The 18,220-nt window shown below is 44.9% G+C and carries 17 protein-coding genes, 2 tRNA genes, 1 other RNA gene, 6 pseudogenes and 1 other annotated feature; of the genes and pseudogenes, 9 read left to right on the top strand and 17 right to left on the bottom strand.

The annotated features are described in order from the left end of the window. Positions 1 to 13: 13 nt before the first annotated feature. The 3 genes and pseudogenes from dnaX to tadA form a co-directional block, all read right to left on the bottom strand. Positions 14 to 1,704, bottom strand: a pseudogene (gene dnaX, locus JCM14505_RS00425) (DNA polymerase III subunit gamma/tau). A gap of 115 nt (positions 1,705 to 1,819) precedes the next feature. Further along, an RNA gene (gene ffs / locus JCM14505_RS08530) (signal recognition particle sRNA small type) lies at positions 1,820 to 1,905 on the bottom strand. A 41-nt stretch (positions 1,906 to 1,946) separates the two neighbouring features. Further along, positions 1,947 to 2,465 (bottom strand): tRNA adenosine(34) deaminase TadA, encoded by a 519-nt coding sequence (tadA, locus tag JCM14505_RS00430; RefSeq protein ID WP_268872724.1) that lies wholly within the window; start codon positions 2,463 to 2,465, stop codon positions 1,947 to 1,949. A 269-nt stretch (positions 2,466 to 2,734) separates the two neighbouring features. Here tadA and JCM14505_RS00435 point away from each other — a divergent pair, with 269 nt between their 5' ends. The 5 genes and pseudogenes from JCM14505_RS00435 to nrdF all read left to right on the top strand — a co-directional run bounded on the left by JCM14505_RS00435 (position 2,735) and on the right by nrdF (position 6,141). Next, the gene (locus JCM14505_RS00435; protein WP_054652093.1) at positions 2,735 to 2,914 is read left to right on the top strand and encodes a glutaredoxin family protein; all 180 of its coding nucleotides are present in this window, start codon (positions 2,735 to 2,737) and stop codon (positions 2,912 to 2,914) included. 16 nt (positions 2,915 to 2,930) lie between these two features. Then, positions 2,931 to 3,769, top strand: a pseudogene (locus JCM14505_RS09850) (ribonucleotide reductase barrel domain-containing protein). Between the two features lie 4 nt (positions 3,770 to 3,773). After that, a pseudogene (locus tag JCM14505_RS09855) lies at positions 3,774 to 4,792 on the top strand (ribonucleotide reductase barrel domain-containing protein). Between the two features lie 11 nt (positions 4,793 to 4,803). Then, the gene (locus tag JCM14505_RS09860) at positions 4,804 to 5,100 is read left to right on the top strand and encodes a ribonucleotide reductase barrel domain-containing protein (protein ID WP_263848919.1); all 297 of its coding nucleotides are present in this window, start codon (positions 4,804 to 4,806) and stop codon (positions 5,098 to 5,100) included. A gap of 39 nt (positions 5,101 to 5,139) precedes the next feature. Further along, a complete protein-coding gene (gene nrdF, locus JCM14505_RS00445; protein ID WP_054652095.1) occupies positions 5,140 to 6,141 on the top strand; it encodes a class 1b ribonucleoside-diphosphate reductase subunit beta in 1,002 nt (333 codons plus the stop codon). A gap of 407 nt (positions 6,142 to 6,548) precedes the next feature. Here nrdF and rplL read toward each other — a convergent pair whose 3' ends face one another. Together rplL and rplJ are read right to left on the bottom strand one after the other, a co-directional pair. Beyond that, positions 6,549 to 6,914, bottom strand: a complete 366-nt coding sequence (gene rplL, locus JCM14505_RS00450; protein WP_054652097.1) for a 50S ribosomal protein L7/L12 — start codon at positions 6,912 to 6,914, stop codon at positions 6,549 to 6,551. A 65-nt stretch (positions 6,915 to 6,979) separates the two neighbouring features. Beyond that, positions 6,980 to 7,483 carry a 50S ribosomal protein L10 gene (gene rplJ, locus JCM14505_RS00455; RefSeq protein ID WP_054652099.1) on the bottom strand — a complete coding sequence of 168 codons (504 nt, stop codon included), beginning with the start codon at positions 7,481 to 7,483 and terminating at the stop codon, positions 6,980 to 6,982. 33 nt (positions 7,484 to 7,516) lie between these two features. Next, positions 7,517 to 7,640 (bottom strand) — a sequence feature (ribosomal protein L10 leader region). A gap of 127 nt (positions 7,641 to 7,767) precedes the next feature. Between rplJ and JCM14505_RS00460 the strand changes: the two genes are divergently transcribed. Further along, positions 7,768 to 8,490: a DUF554 domain-containing protein gene (locus JCM14505_RS00460; protein WP_054652101.1), complete on the top strand. Its 723-nt coding sequence runs from the start codon at positions 7,768 to 7,770 to the stop codon at positions 8,488 to 8,490. 272 nt (positions 8,491 to 8,762) lie between these two features. Continuing rightward, positions 8,763 to 10,090 (top strand): annotated as a pseudogene (locus JCM14505_RS00465) (APC family permease). Positions 10,091 to 10,122: 32 nt separating this feature from the next. Here JCM14505_RS00465 and JCM14505_RS00470 read toward each other — a convergent pair. The 8 genes and pseudogenes from JCM14505_RS00470 to JCM14505_RS00505 form a co-directional block, all read right to left on the bottom strand. Continuing rightward, entirely contained in the window at positions 10,123 to 10,971 is an 849-nt protein-coding gene (locus tag JCM14505_RS00470; protein ID WP_054652103.1) for a chloride channel protein, read from the bottom strand. Further along, positions 10,925 to 11,350: a voltage-gated chloride channel family protein gene (locus JCM14505_RS00475; protein WP_054652105.1), complete on the bottom strand. Its 426-nt coding sequence runs from the start codon at positions 11,348 to 11,350 to the stop codon at positions 10,925 to 10,927. The genes JCM14505_RS00470 and JCM14505_RS00475 overlap by 47 nt, the downstream gene beginning before the upstream one ends. Positions 11,351 to 11,414: 64 nt before the next feature. Beyond that, positions 11,415 to 12,106 (bottom strand): annotated as a pseudogene (rplA, locus tag JCM14505_RS00480) (50S ribosomal protein L1). An 88-nt stretch (positions 12,107 to 12,194) separates the two neighbouring features. Beyond that, entirely contained in the window at positions 12,195 to 12,620 is a 426-nt protein-coding gene (gene rplK, locus JCM14505_RS00485; protein ID WP_054652109.1) for a 50S ribosomal protein L11, read from the bottom strand. 118 nt (positions 12,621 to 12,738) lie between these two features. Next, complete coding sequence (nusG, locus tag JCM14505_RS00490) at positions 12,739 to 13,284, bottom strand: transcription termination/antitermination protein NusG (protein WP_054652111.1); 546 nt, start codon at positions 13,282 to 13,284, stop codon at positions 12,739 to 12,741. A gap of 109 nt (positions 13,285 to 13,393) precedes the next feature. Next, entirely contained in the window at positions 13,394 to 13,567 is a 174-nt protein-coding gene (secE, locus tag JCM14505_RS00495; RefSeq protein ID WP_370717875.1) for a preprotein translocase subunit SecE, read from the bottom strand. A 22-nt stretch (positions 13,568 to 13,589) separates the two neighbouring features. Next, positions 13,590 to 13,739 carry a 50S ribosomal protein L33 gene (gene rpmG / locus JCM14505_RS00500; protein ID WP_054652113.1) on the bottom strand — a complete coding sequence of 50 codons (150 nt, stop codon included), beginning with the start codon at positions 13,737 to 13,739 and terminating at the stop codon, positions 13,590 to 13,592. A 54-nt stretch (positions 13,740 to 13,793) separates the two neighbouring features. Beyond that, positions 13,794 to 14,363 (bottom strand): sigma-70 family RNA polymerase sigma factor, encoded by a 570-nt coding sequence (locus tag JCM14505_RS00505; protein ID WP_054652115.1) that lies wholly within the window; start codon positions 14,361 to 14,363, stop codon positions 13,794 to 13,796. A gap of 233 nt (positions 14,364 to 14,596) precedes the next feature. Between JCM14505_RS00505 and JCM14505_RS00510 the strand changes: the two are divergent. Both JCM14505_RS00510 and JCM14505_RS00515 read left to right on the top strand, forming a co-directional pair. Further along, a pseudogene (locus tag JCM14505_RS00510) lies at positions 14,597 to 16,072 on the top strand (Y-family DNA polymerase). After that, positions 16,069 to 16,488: a hypothetical protein gene (locus JCM14505_RS00515; protein ID WP_054652117.1), complete on the top strand. Its 420-nt coding sequence runs from the start codon at positions 16,069 to 16,071 to the stop codon at positions 16,486 to 16,488. Before JCM14505_RS00510 ends, JCM14505_RS00515 begins: the two are co-directional and overlap by 4 nt. Before the next feature lie 87 nt (positions 16,489 to 16,575). Here the strand turns inward: JCM14505_RS00515 and JCM14505_RS00520 are convergent. The 4 genes from JCM14505_RS00520 to JCM14505_RS00535 all read right to left on the bottom strand — a co-directional run bounded on the left by JCM14505_RS00520 (position 16,576) and on the right by JCM14505_RS00535 (position 18,216). Continuing rightward, a tRNA-Gln gene (locus tag JCM14505_RS00520) sits at positions 16,576 to 16,647 on the bottom strand. Positions 16,648 to 16,656: 9 nt separating this feature from the next. Then, a tRNA-Tyr gene (locus JCM14505_RS00525) sits at positions 16,657 to 16,739 on the bottom strand. A 162-nt stretch (positions 16,740 to 16,901) separates the two neighbouring features. Then, on the bottom strand, positions 16,902 to 17,285 hold the full coding sequence (locus JCM14505_RS00530) for a DUF956 family protein (protein ID WP_054652119.1): 384 nt from the start codon (positions 17,283 to 17,285) through the stop codon (positions 16,902 to 16,904). A gap of 7 nt (positions 17,286 to 17,292) precedes the next feature. Further along, entirely contained in the window at positions 17,293 to 18,216 is a 924-nt protein-coding gene (locus JCM14505_RS00535; RefSeq protein ID WP_054652121.1) for a PTS system mannose/fructose/sorbose family transporter subunit IID, read from the bottom strand. Positions 18,217 to 18,220: the final 4 nt, after the last annotated feature.

The following is an 18,220-nucleotide window of genomic DNA, read 5'->3' on the forward strand; positions in this document are numbered from 1 at the left end:
CTTCCTTTATCATTTAATCATCATTAACAGTAATATTATCGGCACCAAAAATCGCCGCCGCTTCATCAACCACCGGATTAGCGACTGGTTCATGTTCAGCCGGCGCATTTTTAGCTTTAAATTGATCTTGATGTTGCGCCAAGTAATCTTGACGAATTTCGGGCCACTTAGCCGCCGGCACAAACGTCACCGTCCGTTCATTACCAGTTAATTGTTGTAAGCCGGCCGCCATGTGTTGCCCCAGCGGTCCATCAACCGCCCGTTGGAACAAGAATTGGTTATCAAAGGCCACCACCACGCCAGTTGGACTGGCCGCCACCGGTTGCGAAATACTGATCAAGGACCGTTCCGCTGGTACAAGGATATTTAATAAGTCGCCCCACAATTCTTTGACATTGTCTAAATCTTGCCGAGTCGCAGCTCCTAAGACCTCATGAATTGGCACTAAGTTTAGCCGTACGGGAGCCTTTTTAGCTGGTTCCTTAGCTCGCGTTGGCGTCGGCGCCGGTTGGGCGGGGCGAGCTAACACTTGTTGCAGTTGTTGTTGTAATTGGTTAACTTGCGCTTGAAGTTGGCTAACCTGTTGATTATCAACCCCGGCGCTTTGACTTACTCCTAAGTCCGGTTGACTAAGCCGCACCGTTAAAACTTCCAAGTAAACATCCGGGTGATTGGTGAAGCGCATTTCGTCTTGCACATGATTAATCGTATCAATCATCGTGTACAGTTGTGCTGGTTGCGTCGCTTGGGCTAGTGCCGTGAAATCATCACTCGTTAACCCGGTCATGACGACATCAACTAAGTCTCGCGCTTCTTGGAATAACAACACATCCCGCACTAACGTTAGTAAATCTTCGGTAAAACGCTGACCATCTTTTCCCGCCGCTAAAATTTGTCCCATCGTTTCTAACGCCGGCGCACTTTCATGCTGAACTACTTGTAAGAAGTATTGCTTTAATAATTGCTTGGTAACACTTCCCGTGACTAACAAGGCGTTATCAAGGTCCACTTGATCTTGACCGTACGAAAGGACTTGATCGAGAATACTCAATGCATCCCGCATTCCCCCTTCGGCCGCATTCGCCACCACTCGTAACGCTTGTTCATCATACGGGATTTGCTTTTGATCTAAGATGTAGACCATCCGATCAAAGGCTTGTTGCGGTGAAATCCGCCGGAAATCAAACCGTTGCACCCGCGAAATAATTGTTAACGGAATCTTATGCGGCTCGGTCGTCGCCAAAATAAAAATAACATTGGCTGGCGGTTCTTCCAGTGTCTTTAACAAGGCGTTAAAGGCCCCCGTCGAAAGCATGTGAACTTCATCGATAATGTAAACCTTATAATCAGCTAGCGTTGGCGCATACTTGGCCTTATCCCGAATGTCGCGAATTTCTTCGACCCCATTGTTAGACGCCGCGTCAATTTCGATTACATCGCCAAGTTGATTATTCGTAATCGCTTGGCAAATTTCACATTCGTTACATGGTTCGCCATCGACTTGATGATGACAATTAATCGCTTTGGCAAAAATTTTCGCCGCCGACGTTTTCCCAGTTCCCCGTGGGCCAGAGAACAAGTACGCATGGGTCATTTGCTTCGTAATAATCGAATTTTTTTTAAAGTTTTGACGACCACCTCTTGTCCCACCATATCTTGGAACTTTTGGGGCCGCCAAACCCGGTATAACGCTTGATAACTCACCGTTAATTGTCCTCCCTGCTTCGTAATTAACTCTTTTCTATTATACCGACCAAACCGTGGTATTGCTATTAAAAATAGGGAGCCCACCAAAGATGGACTCCCAACTTAATTTCATCGTAACACAGAACACAAATGACATCTTACTTAGTGCTGCTTCCTTCCGGACCTGACACGGTTCGTAAGCACACCTTGTCCTGTGGCCTTACGGCAATATTAATCATACACTACTTTTGTTCAAAATGCTAGTTGGAAGTTAGCTCATTTTTAGCGACCGCTCGGCGGGCTTTTTTGGCCGCCTTTTGCCGTTGCCGAATCGCTTTAAAGAATTGTTTCAGCATTTGACTACTCTGCGCTTCCATCACGTGCGGGTGCACGGTGACTTGGTGATTCAACCGGTCATCTTCTAACAAACGATACAAACTCCTGGTCGCCCCGGCTTTGGGATCATCGGCGCCATAATAAACCGTCTTAATCCGGGCATTCACAATCGCTCCGCTACACATCAAACATGGTTCTAGCGTGACGTATAATTCGCAATCTTCTAACCGCCAACTTTTTAACGCTTGGTTAGCTTCCATAATCGCTAACATTTCTGCGTGATACGTCACATCTTGGAACCGCTCGCGCATATTGTGACCTCGGCCAATAATTTGACCGTCATGCACAATCACCGCTCCAATCGGGACTTCGCCCATTAATTCCGCGGCATGGGCTTCTTTAAATGCTTCTTGCATATAATATTCTGGATTTGGTTGGTTCACAAAAAAAACTACCTTCCTCGCTCTAATTTCACCTTTCATTATAGCAATTCAATCCGCCCGCTTAAAATTTTTTTTAACAAATCTTTTTAAACGTTCCCACCCTTGGGCTAGCGTCATTCCCAGCCCTTATAACCACAATATCTTGTGTCGAAGTGAGTTGCTAACCACAAGATATTGAGTATACTAATATCATTATGATTATATCCTAGGGAGGCATTTAACCATGGAAATTACGGTTTACTCAAAAAAACAATTGTGTCCAATGTACAATGACGAAACGATTTTTAAATGAACACGGGGCCCAATTTAACGAAATCAATTTAAGCGACCACCCCGAATTAATTGACGAACTTAAACAAGCTGGCTTCGCCGCCACCCCTATTATCAAAACGGACACTGGTGTTAGTTTTACTGGTTTCCGGCCCAGCGATTTACAGCAGCTCATTTAACCAAGGAGGAAAGTTCATGGCTCTGTCAGATATCGACGTTACCCAAGCAAAATACTTTGAACTCAACAACCAAATTAACATTCCCAAAAACGGTCAAATTCAACTCGATAAAGATCAAGCGGCCCTAGCCGACTTTCTCGCCACGAACGTGAAACCCAACACGAAGACGTTTAACTCCGTGGCCGAACGCTTAACTTGGTTAATTGATCACGACTACTTAGAAGCTGACTTCATTCACCAATACCCAATGGCCTTTATCGAACGGCTATACCAATACTTAAACGATCAAGATTTTCATTTTCAATCCTTTATGGCCGCCTACAAGTTTTACGCGCAATACGCCTTAAAGACCGACGATAAAGAATTTTATTTAGAAAATTATCTTGATCGCGTGGCCATGAACGCCCTCTTCTTAGCCCATGGCGACCAAGAATTGGCGATGCAATTGGCTGACGAATTAATTCACCAACGGTACCAACCAGCCACCCCAACCTTTTTAAATGCAGGACGGAAACGGCGTGGCGAATTCGTCAGTTGTTTTGAACTCCAAGCAACGGATGATATGAACTCCATTGGGCGGGTCATTAATTCGGCCCTCCAACTCTCTAAAATTGGGGGTGGGGTCGGCATTAGCTTAACTAACTTGCGGGAAGCCGGGGCCCGATCAAAAAGATTAAGGGCGCTAGTAGCGGGGTCGTCCCAGTAATGAAGTTATTAGAAGATACCTTCTCGTACTCCAACCAACTTGGTCAACGCCAAGGGGCCGGGGTGGTTTACCTGAGCGTCTTCCACCCAGATATTATCGACTTTTTAGGGGCTAAAAAAAGAAAATGCCGACGAAAAAGTCCGGATTAAGACCTTGTCCCTTGGAATTACCGTTCCTGACAAGTTTTACGAATTAGTCGAAGCTAATGCTGACATGTATTTATTCAGTCCTTACGACGTCGAAAAAGTTTATGGCCAACCATTTGCTTACGTTGATATCACGGCGGAATACGACCGAATGGTAGCGAACCCCGCTATTCATAAGGTGAAAGTGAACGCGCGGAGTTTAGAAGATGAAATTAGTAAACTCCAACAAGAATCAGGCTACCCTTATATCGTTAATATCGATACTGAAAACCGGGCCAATCCAATTGCGGGGCGGATTATTATGAGTAACTTGTGTTCCGAAATCGCGCAAGTCCAAACCCCATCCCAAATTAACGATGATCAAACCTATGCCCACCTGGGAACTGACGTGAGTTGTAACTTGGGGTCAACCAACGTTGCCAATTTAATGGAAACCCCCGACTTCGGCCAATCCATCCAAGCGATGGTGCGCGCCTTAACTTATATTAGTGACATCGAAAGTTTGGCCACTGTTCCAACGATCAAGCACGGGAACGATCAACTGCACGCCATTGGCTCGGGGCAATGGGCTTGCACGGCTTTTTAGCTAAGCACCACATCCAATACGGGAGCCCCGTCGCCGTGGAATTCACGAGCGTCTACTTTATGCTGCTCAACTACTGGTCATTAGTGGCCTCCCATCAATTAGCCGTCGAACGGCATCAAACCTTCGCTAACTTTGAGGATAGCCAATACGCCACGGGCGAATATTTTGACCAATACCTTAACCACGACTACCGGCCACAATCAACGGCCGTGCAAGCATTATTTGCCAATCATTTCCTACCAAGTCCAGCTGACTGGGCCACGTTAAAAGCGCAAGTGATGTCGGATGGTTTATACAACGCCTATCGCCTAGCGGTCGCTCCCAACGGCTCGACCTCTTACATCGGGGATTCCACGTCCAGTCTGCACCCGATTATCAACCGGATTGAAGAACGGCAAGAAGCTCCATTGGAAAGATTTACTACCCAGCGCCATATTTAAGTAACAATACGTTGCCATACTATCAATCTGCCTATGACACGGATATGCGCCACGTGATTGATACTTACGCCGCCGCGCAAGTCCACGTTGACCAAGCGTTATCCATGACCTTATTCTTGCGCTCCACGATTCCAAGTGGACTCTATGAATGGAAAGCTGGCCGGACGGAGAAAATGACGACCCGGGATTTAAACATCCTCCGCCACTATGCGTTCCAAAGTGGCATTAAATCCATTTACTATATCCGTACATTTACGGATGACGAGAGTGAAATTGGTGCGAACCAATGTGAAAGTTGTTCCATTTAGCTTATAATAAGATTATTAACTAACTTAAAGGAGCCACGCATGAACTTAACAAATTATGATGCCATCAATTGGAACCAAGTATCCGATATGATTGATAAGGCAACTTGGGAAAAATTAACCGAACAATTTTGGTTAGATACCCGGATTCCAGTCGCCAATGACCTTGGTGAATGGCGGGAATTAGATGATGATCACCGTTGGGTCGTTGGTCACGTTTTTGGGGGCTTAACCCTACTTGATACCCTGCAATCGGAACAAGGGTTGGCCGCGTTACGACAAAACGTTCAAACGCCCCATGAAACGGCGGTTTTAAATAACATCCAATTCATGGAATCCGTCCACGCGAAGAGTTACTCAACGATTTTCTCGACGTTAAACACCAATGAAGAAATCGATGAAATCTTTGAGTGGTCAAACACCCAAGAATTCTTACAAAAAAAGGCGATTGAAATTGGTAACCTCTACATGGATTCCACCGTTGATCCATTAAAGAAAAAGGTTGCCAACGTCTTTTTAGAAACCTTCTTATTCTATTCTGGTTTCTACACCCCGCTTTACTACTTAGGTCACAACCAACTAACCCACGTCGCTGAAATTATTAAGTTAATTTTACGAGACGAATCGGTCCATGGAACTTACATTGGCTACAAGTTCCAAGTCGGGATGCGCCAATTAACTGATAATCAACAACAAGATATGCGGGATTGGATGTACAATTTCTTATACGACTTATACGATAACGAAGAAAAATACACCCACCTGTTATACGACACGGTTGGTTGGTCTGAAGACGTCTTAACCTTCATTCGTTACAACGCCAACAAGGCTTTAATGAACCTCGGGCAAGATCCGCTCTTCCCAGATACAGCCAGTGATGTTAACCCTATCGTGATGAATGGAATTTCAACGTCGACGATTAACCACGACTTCTTTAGTCAAGTCGGGAATGGTTACCGGCTCGGCGAAGTAGAAGCAATGAACGATAACGATTACCGCGTCCAACGTCCGAACGCCAATAAAGACATCAACCAAGCTGATTAAATAACAAAACCGTCGCTGCTAAGTCGAACTGACTTAACAACGACGGTTTTTAGTTAGGCATGTTTTTGGCGATACCATTTGTATAATTCATACAAATTATCACCAATCACCATAACCGGTAACACTTTAAAAAAAGAACAACGATCCTTGGTCAAACACCCAACCATAAATACCAGCGACTACTCCAACAACTAAGAAAAATAAAATTACCCCTAATTCCTTATCCATTTATTTCGTCACCTCCATCATTAAACTTTTGTCTAATTATACCTGATTAGCTAACGTAATAATCAAAAAAATTTTAAACGTCACGTTTTTTGCATTAAGCGTTAAAATTCCCTCTTTAGGCCACAAAAAAAACCGCCTTCCCAAATGGGAAAGCGGTTTTTGAAGCATTAAGGGTGAAATTACTTAAGCGTAATCGTAGCACCAACTTCTTCAAGCTTAGCCTTGATGTCGTTAGCTTCGTCTTCCTTAACGTCTTCCTTAACGGCTGCAGGAGCACCGTCAACGATAGCCTTAGCGTCCTTAAGACCAAGACCAGTGATGTCCTTAACAACCTTGATAACCTTAACCTTAGCAGAACCTGCTGAAGTTAATTCTACCGTGAAGCTGTCCTTGGCAGCAGCATCGCCACCAGCAGCACCAGCAACGGCAACTGGAGCAGCAGCTGAAACGTCAAATTCTTCTTCGATTGCCTTAACTAAGTCGTTAAGATCTGAGATTGATGCTTCCTTTAATGAAGCAATGATAGCATCCTTATCAAAAGCCATGTTATTATCCTCCGAAATATCTTATATAGCTATTTGTAAATTAAAATTATGCGGCCCAAAGCTGATTATGCAGCTTCTTCTTCGGCCTTGTCGGCAACTGCCTTGACAGCCCGCGCGATCTTGCGCATTGGGTCTGACAATGCAGAAGCAAGCATTGAAAGTAATTCTTCACGACCAGGCATGTTGGCGTATTCGTTAATTTCGTCAAGCGTCTTAACGGCACCTTCAATGAACCCACCCTTAATTTCAAGGGCTTCGTGGGCGTCAGCGAACTTCTTTACAATCTTGGCTGGGGCAATTGGATCTTCATCTGAAGAAACGATAGCCGTAGGTCCAACAAAGACATCGTTCAATGCTTCGTAGTCCGTACCTTCAACGGCGCGGGTCAAGATCTTGTTCTTAATAACTTGCATCTTAACACCGGCTTCACGTAATTGCTTACGTAAATCAGTAACTTCTTCCACCGTTAAACCACGGTAGTCAACTACTAAGGCCGTTGCAGCGTTAGTTAACAATTCGTTGGTTGCCTTAACGGCTTCCGCCTTCTTTGCGATTGTTGCTTCACTCATTTCAATTTCACCTCCATTCTGTCTAAATTTGATTTGGATTTAAAAAAATCCCTATGACAAGCAGACATAGAGAAGAACATTTACACGTTTCTTCCTCGGCAGGCAAAATTAAGACTATCATAGTCGCCTGAGTCTTAGGTCGAGTCATATTTAATCAACTATTAAAGTTTAGCAAACTCCGCTGCTATTGACAAGGAAATCATCCCATTTTCTTCAAATTAAATTTTGTCTCATATTCTTAGATTTGCTATAATAATCAAACTAATTATATGGAGGAAGATTATATGCCTGGACTTGGAACAATTATTAACGCCCTTGCCATCATCGTCGCTGGCTGCGTTGGAATTGGCTGCCAACGCATCTTAACCCCAGCGATTCAAAAAAACGTCCTACAAGCCATCGGGATTAGTGTCATTTTCGTCGGAGTCACCGGGACGATTGCTAATAGTTTGCTTTACCAACACGGTCAATTTAACACTCAAGGCTCGATTGCTAGTATCATTTCACTTGCCCTTGGAGTTGCCCTGGGGACTTGGTGGGATTTAGATGGTAAATTTAACCGCTTTGGGATTTGGTTACGACATAAAGTTAACCGCGATCACGATTCTCACTTTATTGATGGCTTTATTACCGCTAGTTTAACGGTCATCATTGGGGCCATGGGGATTGTTGGGGCCTTTCAAGACGGGCTTGACCATAATTTAACCACCCTGATTACCAAAGCAATCATTGACTTTATTACCGTCGCTATGATGTCAGTGACCTTTGGCGTCGGCCCTTTATTCAGTGCCTTTCCGTTGGCAATTTATCAATTAACAATGACCTACTTAGCCGTCATTTTAAAACCCTTACTCAGCGCGACCATGATTACGGGGATTTCCTTGGTTGGGTCCATCATCATCACTTGTATCGGGCTCAATCTCGCCTTTGACACTAAGATTAAAGTCGCCAATTACGTCCCGGCTTTAATCGTGGTTGTATTATATTTAGCACTTTGGCCATTATAGGGGTTGCACATTAAAAAAAGACCATGATAAAATTCTAATATACTTTTAATTTAAGGAGGACATACCAATGAACAACACAAATCAAATCAACTTATTCATGCTTAACACTTCCTCCTCCTCATCTAGTTTGACATAACTGGTTGAGGCTTTTTACCATGCATTAAAAGTAAAACATTAATTTGCAAACAAAAACCATTAACCAGTTAATCGTCTTATCGAACGACGAACGCGGTTAATGGTTTTTTTTCGTTGCACGAAAGGAAGGAATTAGCATGAAGAACACAGACACACCACATTTACAACGCTCGCTCGGCTTTACGTCGGCCATCTCGATTGTCATCGGGACCTTAATTGGATCAGGGATCTTTTTCAAACAAGGGTCGGTTTTAGAAAATGCCGGTTCATCAAGCATGGCGATTTTCGCTTGGATTTTCGGGGGGTTAATCACGTTAACTGGGGGACTCACCGTTGCTGAAATTGGGGCACAAATGCCGGAAACCGGTGGTTTATACGCCTACATCGAAAATATTTATGGCCGCTTACTCGGTTTCCTCTCAGGCTGGATGCAAATCATCGTTTACGGGCCGGCCATTATCGCCTCGGTCGCTGGGTTCATGAGCATCCTCATGGTTAACTTCTTTGGACTGGGACCGGAATGGAAGATTCCATTAGCTGTGATTACCGTGATTGGGATTGGGGCCTTGAACTTACTCGAAAACCGGGTCGGCGCTGCCTTTTCGGTCATCACGACCATTGGGAAAATGATTCCAATCATCGCGATTATTGTCTTTGGGATTGGTTGGGGACATTATGATGCGCTCGGCCAAACGATGACGACTTTAACCCACAACCACGGTGGGTTTGGGGTTGCTGTCTTAGCCACTTTATTCGGTTATGACGGGTGGATTTTAATTGCCAGCCTCGGGGGCGAATTAAAGAACCCGCAAAAATTATTACCCCAAGCCATTGTCGGCGGGATTTTAATCGTCATTGCCATTTACACATTAATTACCATTGCCGTTTTGAAATTCATGCCCGCCAACCAAATTACTGCCCTTGGTGACCAAGCCGTCGCCCATTTAGCTACGAGTGCCTTTGGTCCCTTAGGTGGAAAGTTATTGTCAGCCGGAATTATCATTTCGATGATGGGAACGATTAACGGGAAAATCATCACCTTCCCACGGGTTGTTTACGCAATGGCCAAGCGCCAAGATATTCCGTTTGCTAAGACCTTAACGTACTTAACTCCAAAAGGTAAGTCACCCGTCTTAGCCACTGGTTTCATTATCTTGTTAGCCACAATTATGATGTTCTTATTCGACACTGACCGGTTATCAGACCTCTGCGTCTTCACGGTCTACATTTTCTACTTACTCGCGTTCTTTGGCGTCTTTATCTTACGTAAGCGTAACCCGAACCAAGCACGCCCATTCTCAACGCCACTCTACCCATGGGTGCCAATCATCTCAATCTTAGGTGGGATCTTCGTGATCATCAGTGAAATCCAAAACGATCCCGCGGGGTACTTCTATTCGTTGGTACCGTGGTGGTCGGCTTACCAATTCTCTACCTTGTGAAACGTTACTATCAAGGTAAGTAAAATTAAAAAAATCAGGCCACTTCGGCTGATTTTTAATTTAATTTAAACCAGCGTTGCATTAACCACGCAACGAAGACCGCCATTCCTAAGTAAATCGCGTCCATCACTGGCAACTGGCAAATTTCCATCATCATCACCAGCGCCATCCACGGCGCCCGTTGGGTTACTGACAAGACCGTGGTGGCCCCCACGATACCTGCTAACACGGGATTAAATGACCACCCCGCTGGCATCAAGATACACGCAATCATCAACGCACTAGTCGCACCGATGGCAATCGACGGCGCAATCACCCCACCATAGGCGCCGGCTTTTAGCGTTCCCAGCGTTAACAAGGCTTTGGCCACCAACATGACTACTAACCCACCAAGCAACATCAAACTCGGCTTTGTCGTCATCGCAAGTTGCGCTAACCCCCGACCATTGCCCATCACTTGCGGAAATTTTAATGCTACAAGCCCGGTTAACAAGGCCATCACTGGCAATTGCCATAAAATGTGACGATCCGTTACGTGATGGGCTTTAGCGGTCGTAATTCCGTAGCGGAAAACTACCCCCACGAATGTTAACAACGTGGCTAACAAAATCACCCACGGCACTTGTGACCAATCCCACGTCGGCTTCACGACCGCATAATATGGCGACCAACCTTTCACACTCGCCCCAATCACCGTCGCAATCCCACTCGCGATTAAGCTAACCACGACTGAATTAACGGTGACTTTCCGATACAACATTTCCACCACAAATAGCATGCCGGTTAGGGGTGAAATATAAACCCCCGCAAACCCGGCCCCCGCTGACGTGGCCATTAATAAACGTTGTTCGTCAGCATCAAATTGCCACCGGGGCCAATGGCGACTTACTTGTTGCCACACCATCACTGCTCCTTCTCGTGGTGCTAATTCCCGTCCGACCGAACCACCAGAACCAACGTAAAAAAATTTGGGTTAAAACGTCTAAAATGGTCGCCTTCACTGGCATCACTTGTTGTTTGAGGGCCTGATTAATATTAACTAATTTCCGCTGTCGTTGCAGATAGTACCAACTGATGGCAGCGATGATGCCCGCAAGCGTTACCGATAATAAGCGCCACCAGGGATTCGTACCGGTCGCAATCGGATGGAGATTAGTTTCATGATAATGCAACATCACGTGTTCCACGCCATCCAGGAATAAACTCAAACTAGCTGCCACTACCCCAGCAAGGATCCCAATCACCATTCCTGCCCCCACTAAGGGCCATTTTAATTTTTGCATATTCGCTCCTTTTGGGTACAAAAAAGGCGAGAATCACTTCTCGCCTTTTTTACTATCAATCGACTTAGAAATCAGTCAAGTCAAGCGTCACACTTGGACCAAACGTTGAAGCAATTGATGCGTGCTTAACGTAAGTCCCACGTACAGAAGCTGGACGAGCCTTAACAACTATGTCTTGGATAGCCTTTAAGTTTTCAGCTAACTTATCAGTATCGAATGAAGCCTTACCAAATGGTACAGCCACGTTTCCGTCCCGGTCAGTCCGGTAAGTAACCTTCCCGGCCTTGGATTCAGAAACAGCCTTAGCAACATCCATCGTCACCGTCCCAGTCTTAGGGTTTGGCATCAAGCCTTAGGACCAAGCACCCGACCTAATGCCCCAACTTGTGGCATCATGTCTGGCGTTGCAATGGCAACGTCAAAGTCTAACCAACCATCCTTGATTTGGTCAACTAAGTCTTGGTCACCAACAACGTCGGCACCAGCTTCCTTAGCTGCTTCAGCGTTAGCACCCTTAGCAAATACGATTACCTTTTGGTCCTTACCAGTCCCGTTTGGTAATACAACTGCCCCCCGTAATTGTTGGTCAGCTTGCTTCGTGTCAACGTTTAAGTTGAACGCTACTTCGATCGTTGAATCAAAGTTGGCGAAATCAATATCTTTAACTAAGTTGATTGCGTCGTTAACAGCGTATTCTTTGTTGCTGTCAACCTTCTTTAAAGCTTCTTGGTATTTCTTACCGCGAGTTTTAGCCATCTGTGTTTTCCTCCTTGCAAATGTGGTCTAACGGGATATTCCTCCCACGAGAAATTCCGCTTTCACGAAATTTCCGGCCTACAACGAATTAGTCTTCGACAACGAAGCCCATGCTCCGTGCAGTACCTTCAATCATGCGCATCGCTGCTTCAACGTCAGCGGCGTTTAGATCTTGCATCTTAGTTTCGGCGATTTCCTTAACTTGTGCCTTGGTTACCGTAGCAACCTTATTCGTGTTAGGTTCACCGGAACCCTTTTCAACACCAGCGGCCTTCTTAAGTAATACAGCGGCAGGTGGAGTCTTCGTAATGAAGTCGAAGGAACGGTCTTCGTAAACCGTAATTACAACGGGGATGATCATACCCTTTTGATCAGCCGTCCGTGCGTTAAAGTCCTTCGTGAACCCCATAATGTTGATCCCTGCTTGCCCAAGAGCTGGACCTACTGGCGGAGCTGGTGAAGCTGCACCGGCAGGAATTTGCAATTTAACAATATTTGCTACTTTCTTTGCCACGAGACAAAACCTCCTTAGTCCGTGTTGTGGTAATGATGAGACATCTTGATTTATCTCTCCCACGTATGACGATAGCATACAAGAGTAATAGTATCATAGCTGTCTCAAAATTTCAACTTTATTTTAAAGTATCAACTTGTTCAAAGCCGAGGTCAGCAATTGTTTCCCGACCGAACATTTCAATTGACACCTTCAACTTCATCTTATCATGATCAACTTCCGTTACCGTTCCAGTCATGTCAGAGAAGGCCCCAGCAATGATCTTAACTTCGTCCCCAACTTCAACATCAATATCCGTCCGAGCCACTTCCATGCCCATCCGCTTCATAATGCGATCAACTTCTTCTGGCAACATTGGAGTTGGCTTAGAACCACCCCCGTGAGAACCTAAGAATCCAGTTACTCCGGGCGTGTTCCGGGCAATATACCAAGCTTGGTCCGTCATAATCATTTCCACTAAGACATAACCAGGGAACGTCTTTTCTTCGATTTGCTTGGATTCACCATCTTTGACTTGGTTAACCGTTTCTTCTGGGACCACGACTTGGAAAATATAATCTTCCATGTTCATTGATTGAACCCGTGATTCCAAGTTACTCTTCACCCGGTTTTCGTAACCGGAGTAAGTATGTAAGACATACCATTGTTTTTCCATCGTTTCCACGTTGCTTTCTCCTTTTTTTACGGTTGATTAGCAGTAAAATAAAAAAACCTCGTACAACCACGAAGTTTTCCTTAACAACACTAATTATAGCAGTTTTTACTGAAGTTGACTACTTCGTCAATAAAAACAACCCTTGCTTAATTAACCAATCAAATAATGCAAAGAACAACATAAAGAAAATGGTAATTGATAACACCACCCGTGTATCCCGCGCATTTTCTTTCCGCGTTGGCCAAACGACTAAGCGCATTTCATGGCCGACACTTTTAATGAATCGGATCACGTTCCTCTACCTCCAGACTTACCTAGCGAGTTTGTTGATGGACTGTTACTCGCCCACATTGTTTACAAAATTTATTCAACGTCAGTCGTTGGTCGGGCTTCCCACTAATGGGCACCGAATAATTCCGCCGACCACAAACCGAACAGGCTAATGGTTCTTTTTGTTTCCCCATTTTATCACCTCTTTAATACTATCCAAGCTTACACGTAAATCGCCTAAATTGCAACTAGCGCTCAAAGAGTTCGCGTTGAAAACAATGTTTAAATTTTAAGCGTCCCCGCCCAAAACACCGGCGAACTTCGGGCATCGTCATCGCTTGCTTGGTTGCAATCTCGCGCATTGAATATCCCGCCCAGCGTAATTGATAAACTAAATATTCTTCCTGCGTGACCATCGCTTTAAAGCGCGCTATCGCCCCTTGAAGGCAGAGTTGTTGTTCAATTTCATGCACCTCATCTTTCGGCACATAGTACAACTCACTCGCTAAATAATCATCATAGTCCACTTGATTTTGGCGTGGCCACTTTTTCTGGGCCGTTTCGCGCCGTAATAAATTCACCCACCGATTATGCAACGCTTGTTTATAGTAACTCCCAAAGGTCACCGTTTGCTGTTGGTCATACTTCTGCCAACTATCATAGAGCGTTACCCAAGCTTCTTGCTGCCAATCAAGATACTCCATCCCCAAAATCGGGTGCCGGCGCCACATCGACCGGACTAACGGATAATATTGCTGCATCAACTTCCCTAATTCATCCGTCACTTGCGCTTCATTTTGCCAATCTAAATTTCCCATTTGCTAATCCCCCATTAACAAATTCAAGGCACCAAAAACAATCACAAGGATATATATAAACCGTGGTGCATCAACGTTTCTCCCCACATCACTATATCAAACAACGCCTAAATGCTCCACCTAATTTTAATGATTTCACCTAAAATTCCGCCAACCCGAACACTTGTTCCGATAAATAATTCTTACTATAATAGAACCAATAAATATTCACGATTAACGGAGGTCTTACCAAAATGCGAACGTATCTAGCGATTGATTTAAAATCATTTTACGCATCTGCTGAATGCGCTGCCTTAGGTCTTGATCCGTTAAACGCCAATTTAGTCGTCGCTAACGCCGCCCGCACTGACAAAACCATTTGTCTCGCCGTTTCCCCAGCCTTAAAATCTTTCGGCGTCCCTGGACGCCCACGGTTATTCGAAGTTAAAGCGACCCTCCGGAAATTAAATCGGCAACGCCGCGCCTTTAATCACTACGAATCAATTTACCGCGACGAATTACTCAAACATCCCCGGCAACAAATTACGTTCAAAATCGTACCTCCCCGGATGCAATATTATCTCGAATTAAGTAATCACATTTATGAAATTTACTTACGCTACTTTCAATCCAAAGATATCCACGTTTATTCCATCGACGAAGTCTTCATTGATATCACTGATTACTTAGCCACCCACCGGACCTCTGCCCGCCAAGTTGCCAAACAAGTTATCCTAGCGATTCAGACCGAAACTAAAATTACCGCCACTGCTGGCATTGGCGAAAATTTATACTTAGCCAAAGTCGCGCTGGATATCGTGGCCAAAAAAAATTAACGGTGATCACGATGCGTCCGGATAGCCCAGCTAACTACCACTAGCTACCGGCAACTCCTATGGGCTCACCAACCCTTAACAGACTTTTGGCGCGTTGGCCGTGGCTATGCCAAACGCTTAGCCAAACTCGGCCTCCACACCATGGGTGATATCGCACGTGTAGCAGTGGCCCCCTTAGATCAGCCATTAAATCCCGAAACGCTTTACCAAACTTTTGGTAAAAACGCTGAACTCTTAATCGACCACGCTTGGGGCATCGAAACGGCGACCATTGCCGACATTAAAAGCTACCGCAACCATGATCATGGCATTTATTCAAGCCAAGTGCTCCCACGACCATATCATGCTGACGAAGCCAAAATCGTGGTGACTGAAATGGCGGATGATTTAGCCTACCAGTTAATGAAACGGCGCGCCACGGTCCAACAACTCGCTTTACGAATTGATTATGATCCCCAAAGTTTGCAACAACCCGGATACGACTATCCCGGCGAATTAAAAACCGACTTTTACGGGCGCCAAGTTCCCAAAACCACCCAAGTTAATCTAACGTTACCGCGCTATACTGATTCTGCCCGCGAACTAAAGCGTGCCTTTGCGCAATTATACCAACAAGCGTTTAATCAACACTTGTTAATTCGCAAAATCACCGTTATCGCCAACCAATTATTCTTAGAAACTAACCCTAACCACCAAACGCGCAGTGAACAACTTGATTTATTCGCCCCCACCCCATCTAACGATCAAACTACGAAAACTGACCATCAACTCCAACAAGTTATTATGAAAATCCGCGACGAGCATGGTAAAAACGCCATCCTCACCGGAACCGACTTACTTGATGGGGCCACTGGAAAGAAACGCCACAACGAAATTGGAGGGCATGACGCATGAACCGCCACGAATTAGCCGATTTATTTCCTGACACAAGCGAATACACTGATTTAATCGATCAGCCGGCCCCGAAAGTTCCTGGGCACTATCCAATGAGTAACAATGACCGGGCGATGCAATTCGCCCCTTTCGCCGCTTTAACGGGCTACCATGAATTAATTCAGCAAACTAATCAACGCTTTGAACGCAAAACTTATTTAACCGGCGCACAATTGCGGCGTCTTCAATCGCAAATTTTATTACTTGCTGATAAATTACCCCTCCAAGTCCAAATTGAGGCCTTTAATCCCTCAAGTGGTTACTATGAAACGAATACCGACACCTTAACCGCCATCCAACAACAAGGGCAGCAATTAGTCCTTGATCAACTCGGTAACGTGAGCATCTACAATTTACGCAAAATCACCCCAAAGTAAAACGGGACCGGCCATTATTGACCGAGTCCCGTTTTTTTCGTAATTAGCAATTAAAAAAACAGCTACCAATCGGCAGCTGTTAATTAGTTGGGCTAGCTGGATTCGAACCAGCGCATGACGGTACCAAAAACCGTTGCCTTACCGCTTGGCTATAGCCCAATAATAAAATGGGGGAGAGTGGATTCGAACCACCGAACCAAAAGGAACGGTTTTACAGACCGTCGCGTTTAACCAGACTTCGCTACTCCCCCAGGAGCTTAATCACGTATTCGCAATTAACAAATATTATATTACCGTATCCCCCCTCTTTGACAACCCCTAATTTGAATAAAATTAAGTTATTTTAAGATTAGTAAATAAAAAAAATGCCAAGCACTGACCAAACAGTCAATGCTTGACATTTTAAACTATCATCACTTATGCCGGCGTCGTTGCCAAAGCGCGTGTAAGCCGCGCTTAATCCCCTGAAAGAACGTTAATGATTTAACCATCCGTTCAGCTGGTACATGTTCGCGAATTGCCCGTAACACCACTTTCGGTTGTGAACTAGCAAACGAATACGTCCCGTTTTTCTTTGTCCGAATCGCATATCGCGGAATCCAGCGACCACCAAATAAAACTTCAGCAATCACGTAATCTACTTCTTCCCAAGGAATTTGAATAAAGTTTTTCCGATCACGTTCATCATAAAATTCAAATCCGCGATCACCAACCATAATTTGGCCGTAACTACTCAAGCCTAAATAAGACGTCCCTGACACGACCACCGTAGCCTTTGTATTTAATGACTCAACCATTATTAGATTAACCTAACAACCCGATAACGTGGAGTAAAATTCCGGCTGCAAAGATTCCGATAATGATCCAAATTGGTGAGACCTTCTTCTTCAAAAGCCACATACAAAGGAACGTTAATAAGAGGGCTGCTAAACCAGGAATTAATTGATCCAAGTTATCTTGTAAAGTAACAACCTTCGTACTTGAAAGGGCAAGTCCCTTTCCCATGTTCCATTGCGTTAAAGCTTCTTGGATTGCATGTGCACCACCAGGTAACTTGTCCCAGTGAATGTAGGCATCTGGTTGTAACTTCGTCTTAGAAACCACTGGGGTAAAGTTAATTGAAACCCAACGTTCAATCAACGTCCCTAAGATGAACATCCCCATCATTGCGGCCCCACGTGAAACGGTTTGAAGTGACAATCCATTAGAATCATCCGTAATCTTCGTCCCAGCGCGGTAACCAAATTCTTGCGTGTACCACATAAAGGCAATCCGTAAGACATTCCAAATAACAAAGAATAAAATTGGTCCTAAGATGTTCCCTGAAATCGCCAATGAAGCACCTAACCCGGCAATAATCGGCCGTGCCGTGTACCAGAAGATTGGGTCCCCAACCCCGGCTAATGGTCCCATCATCCCAACTTTAACCCCAGACATCGTTGCATCTGGAACTTCAGCTCCGTTAGCCTTATCTTCTTCTAAGGCTAACGTAACCCCGATAATTGGTGAAGCTACGTATGGGTGTGTGTTAAAGAATTCCAAGTGACGCTTAGCAGCGGCTGCTCGGTCTTCCTTAGTCTTGTAAAGCTTCTTGATGGCTGGCATCATTGCGTAGGCGTAACCACCGTTTTGCATCCGTTCGTAGTTCCATGAACCTTGTAAGAATGTTGAACGCCAGCAGACATCCCAACGAGTCCGCTTGCTTAATTTAATTTCCTTTTCCGCCATGATT

Source organism: Limosilactobacillus equigenerosi DSM 18793 = JCM 14505 (assembly GCF_001311375.1).
Lineage (GTDB): Bacteria > Bacillota > Bacilli > Lactobacillales > Lactobacillaceae > Limosilactobacillus > Limosilactobacillus equigenerosi.

Coding starts and splice junctions, on each gene's coding strand:
- JCM14505_RS00435 (WP_054652093.1), top strand. CDS start 2,735: ATGACGAAACGATTTTTAAATGAACACGGGGCCCAATTTAACGAAATC.
- nrdF (WP_054652095.1), top strand. CDS start 5,140: ATGAACTTAACAAATTATGATGCCATCAATTGGAACCAAGTATCCGAT.
- rplL (WP_054652097.1), bottom strand. CDS start 6,914: ATGGCTTTTGATAAGGATGCTATCATTGCTTCATTAAAGGAAGCATCA.
- rplJ (WP_054652099.1), bottom strand. CDS start 7,483: ATGAGTGAAGCAACAATCGCAAAGAAGGCGGAAGCCGTTAAGGCAACC.
- JCM14505_RS00460 (WP_054652101.1), top strand. CDS start 7,768: ATGCCTGGACTTGGAACAATTATTAACGCCCTTGCCATCATCGTCGCT.
- JCM14505_RS00470 (WP_054652103.1), bottom strand. CDS start 10,971: ATGGTGTGGCAACAAGTAAGTCGCCATTGGCCCCGGTGGCAATTTGAT.
- JCM14505_RS00475 (WP_054652105.1), bottom strand. CDS start 11,350: ATGCAAAAATTAAAATGGCCCTTAGTGGGGGCAGGAATGGTGATTGGG.
- rpmG (WP_054652113.1), bottom strand. CDS start 13,739: ATGGGGAAACAAAAAGAACCATTAGCCTGTTCGGTTTGTGGTCGGCGG.
- JCM14505_RS00505 (WP_054652115.1), bottom strand. CDS start 14,363: ATGGGAAATTTAGATTGGCAAAATGAAGCGCAAGTGACGGATGAATTA.
- JCM14505_RS00515 (WP_054652117.1), top strand. CDS start 16,069: ATGAACCGCCACGAATTAGCCGATTTATTTCCTGACACAAGCGAATAC.
- JCM14505_RS00530 (WP_054652119.1), bottom strand. CDS start 17,285: ATGGTTGAGTCATTAAATACAAAGGCTACGGTGGTCGTGTCAGGGACG.
- JCM14505_RS00535 (WP_054652121.1), bottom strand. CDS start 18,216: ATGGCGGAAAAGGAAATTAAATTAAGCAAGCGGACTCGTTGGGATGTC.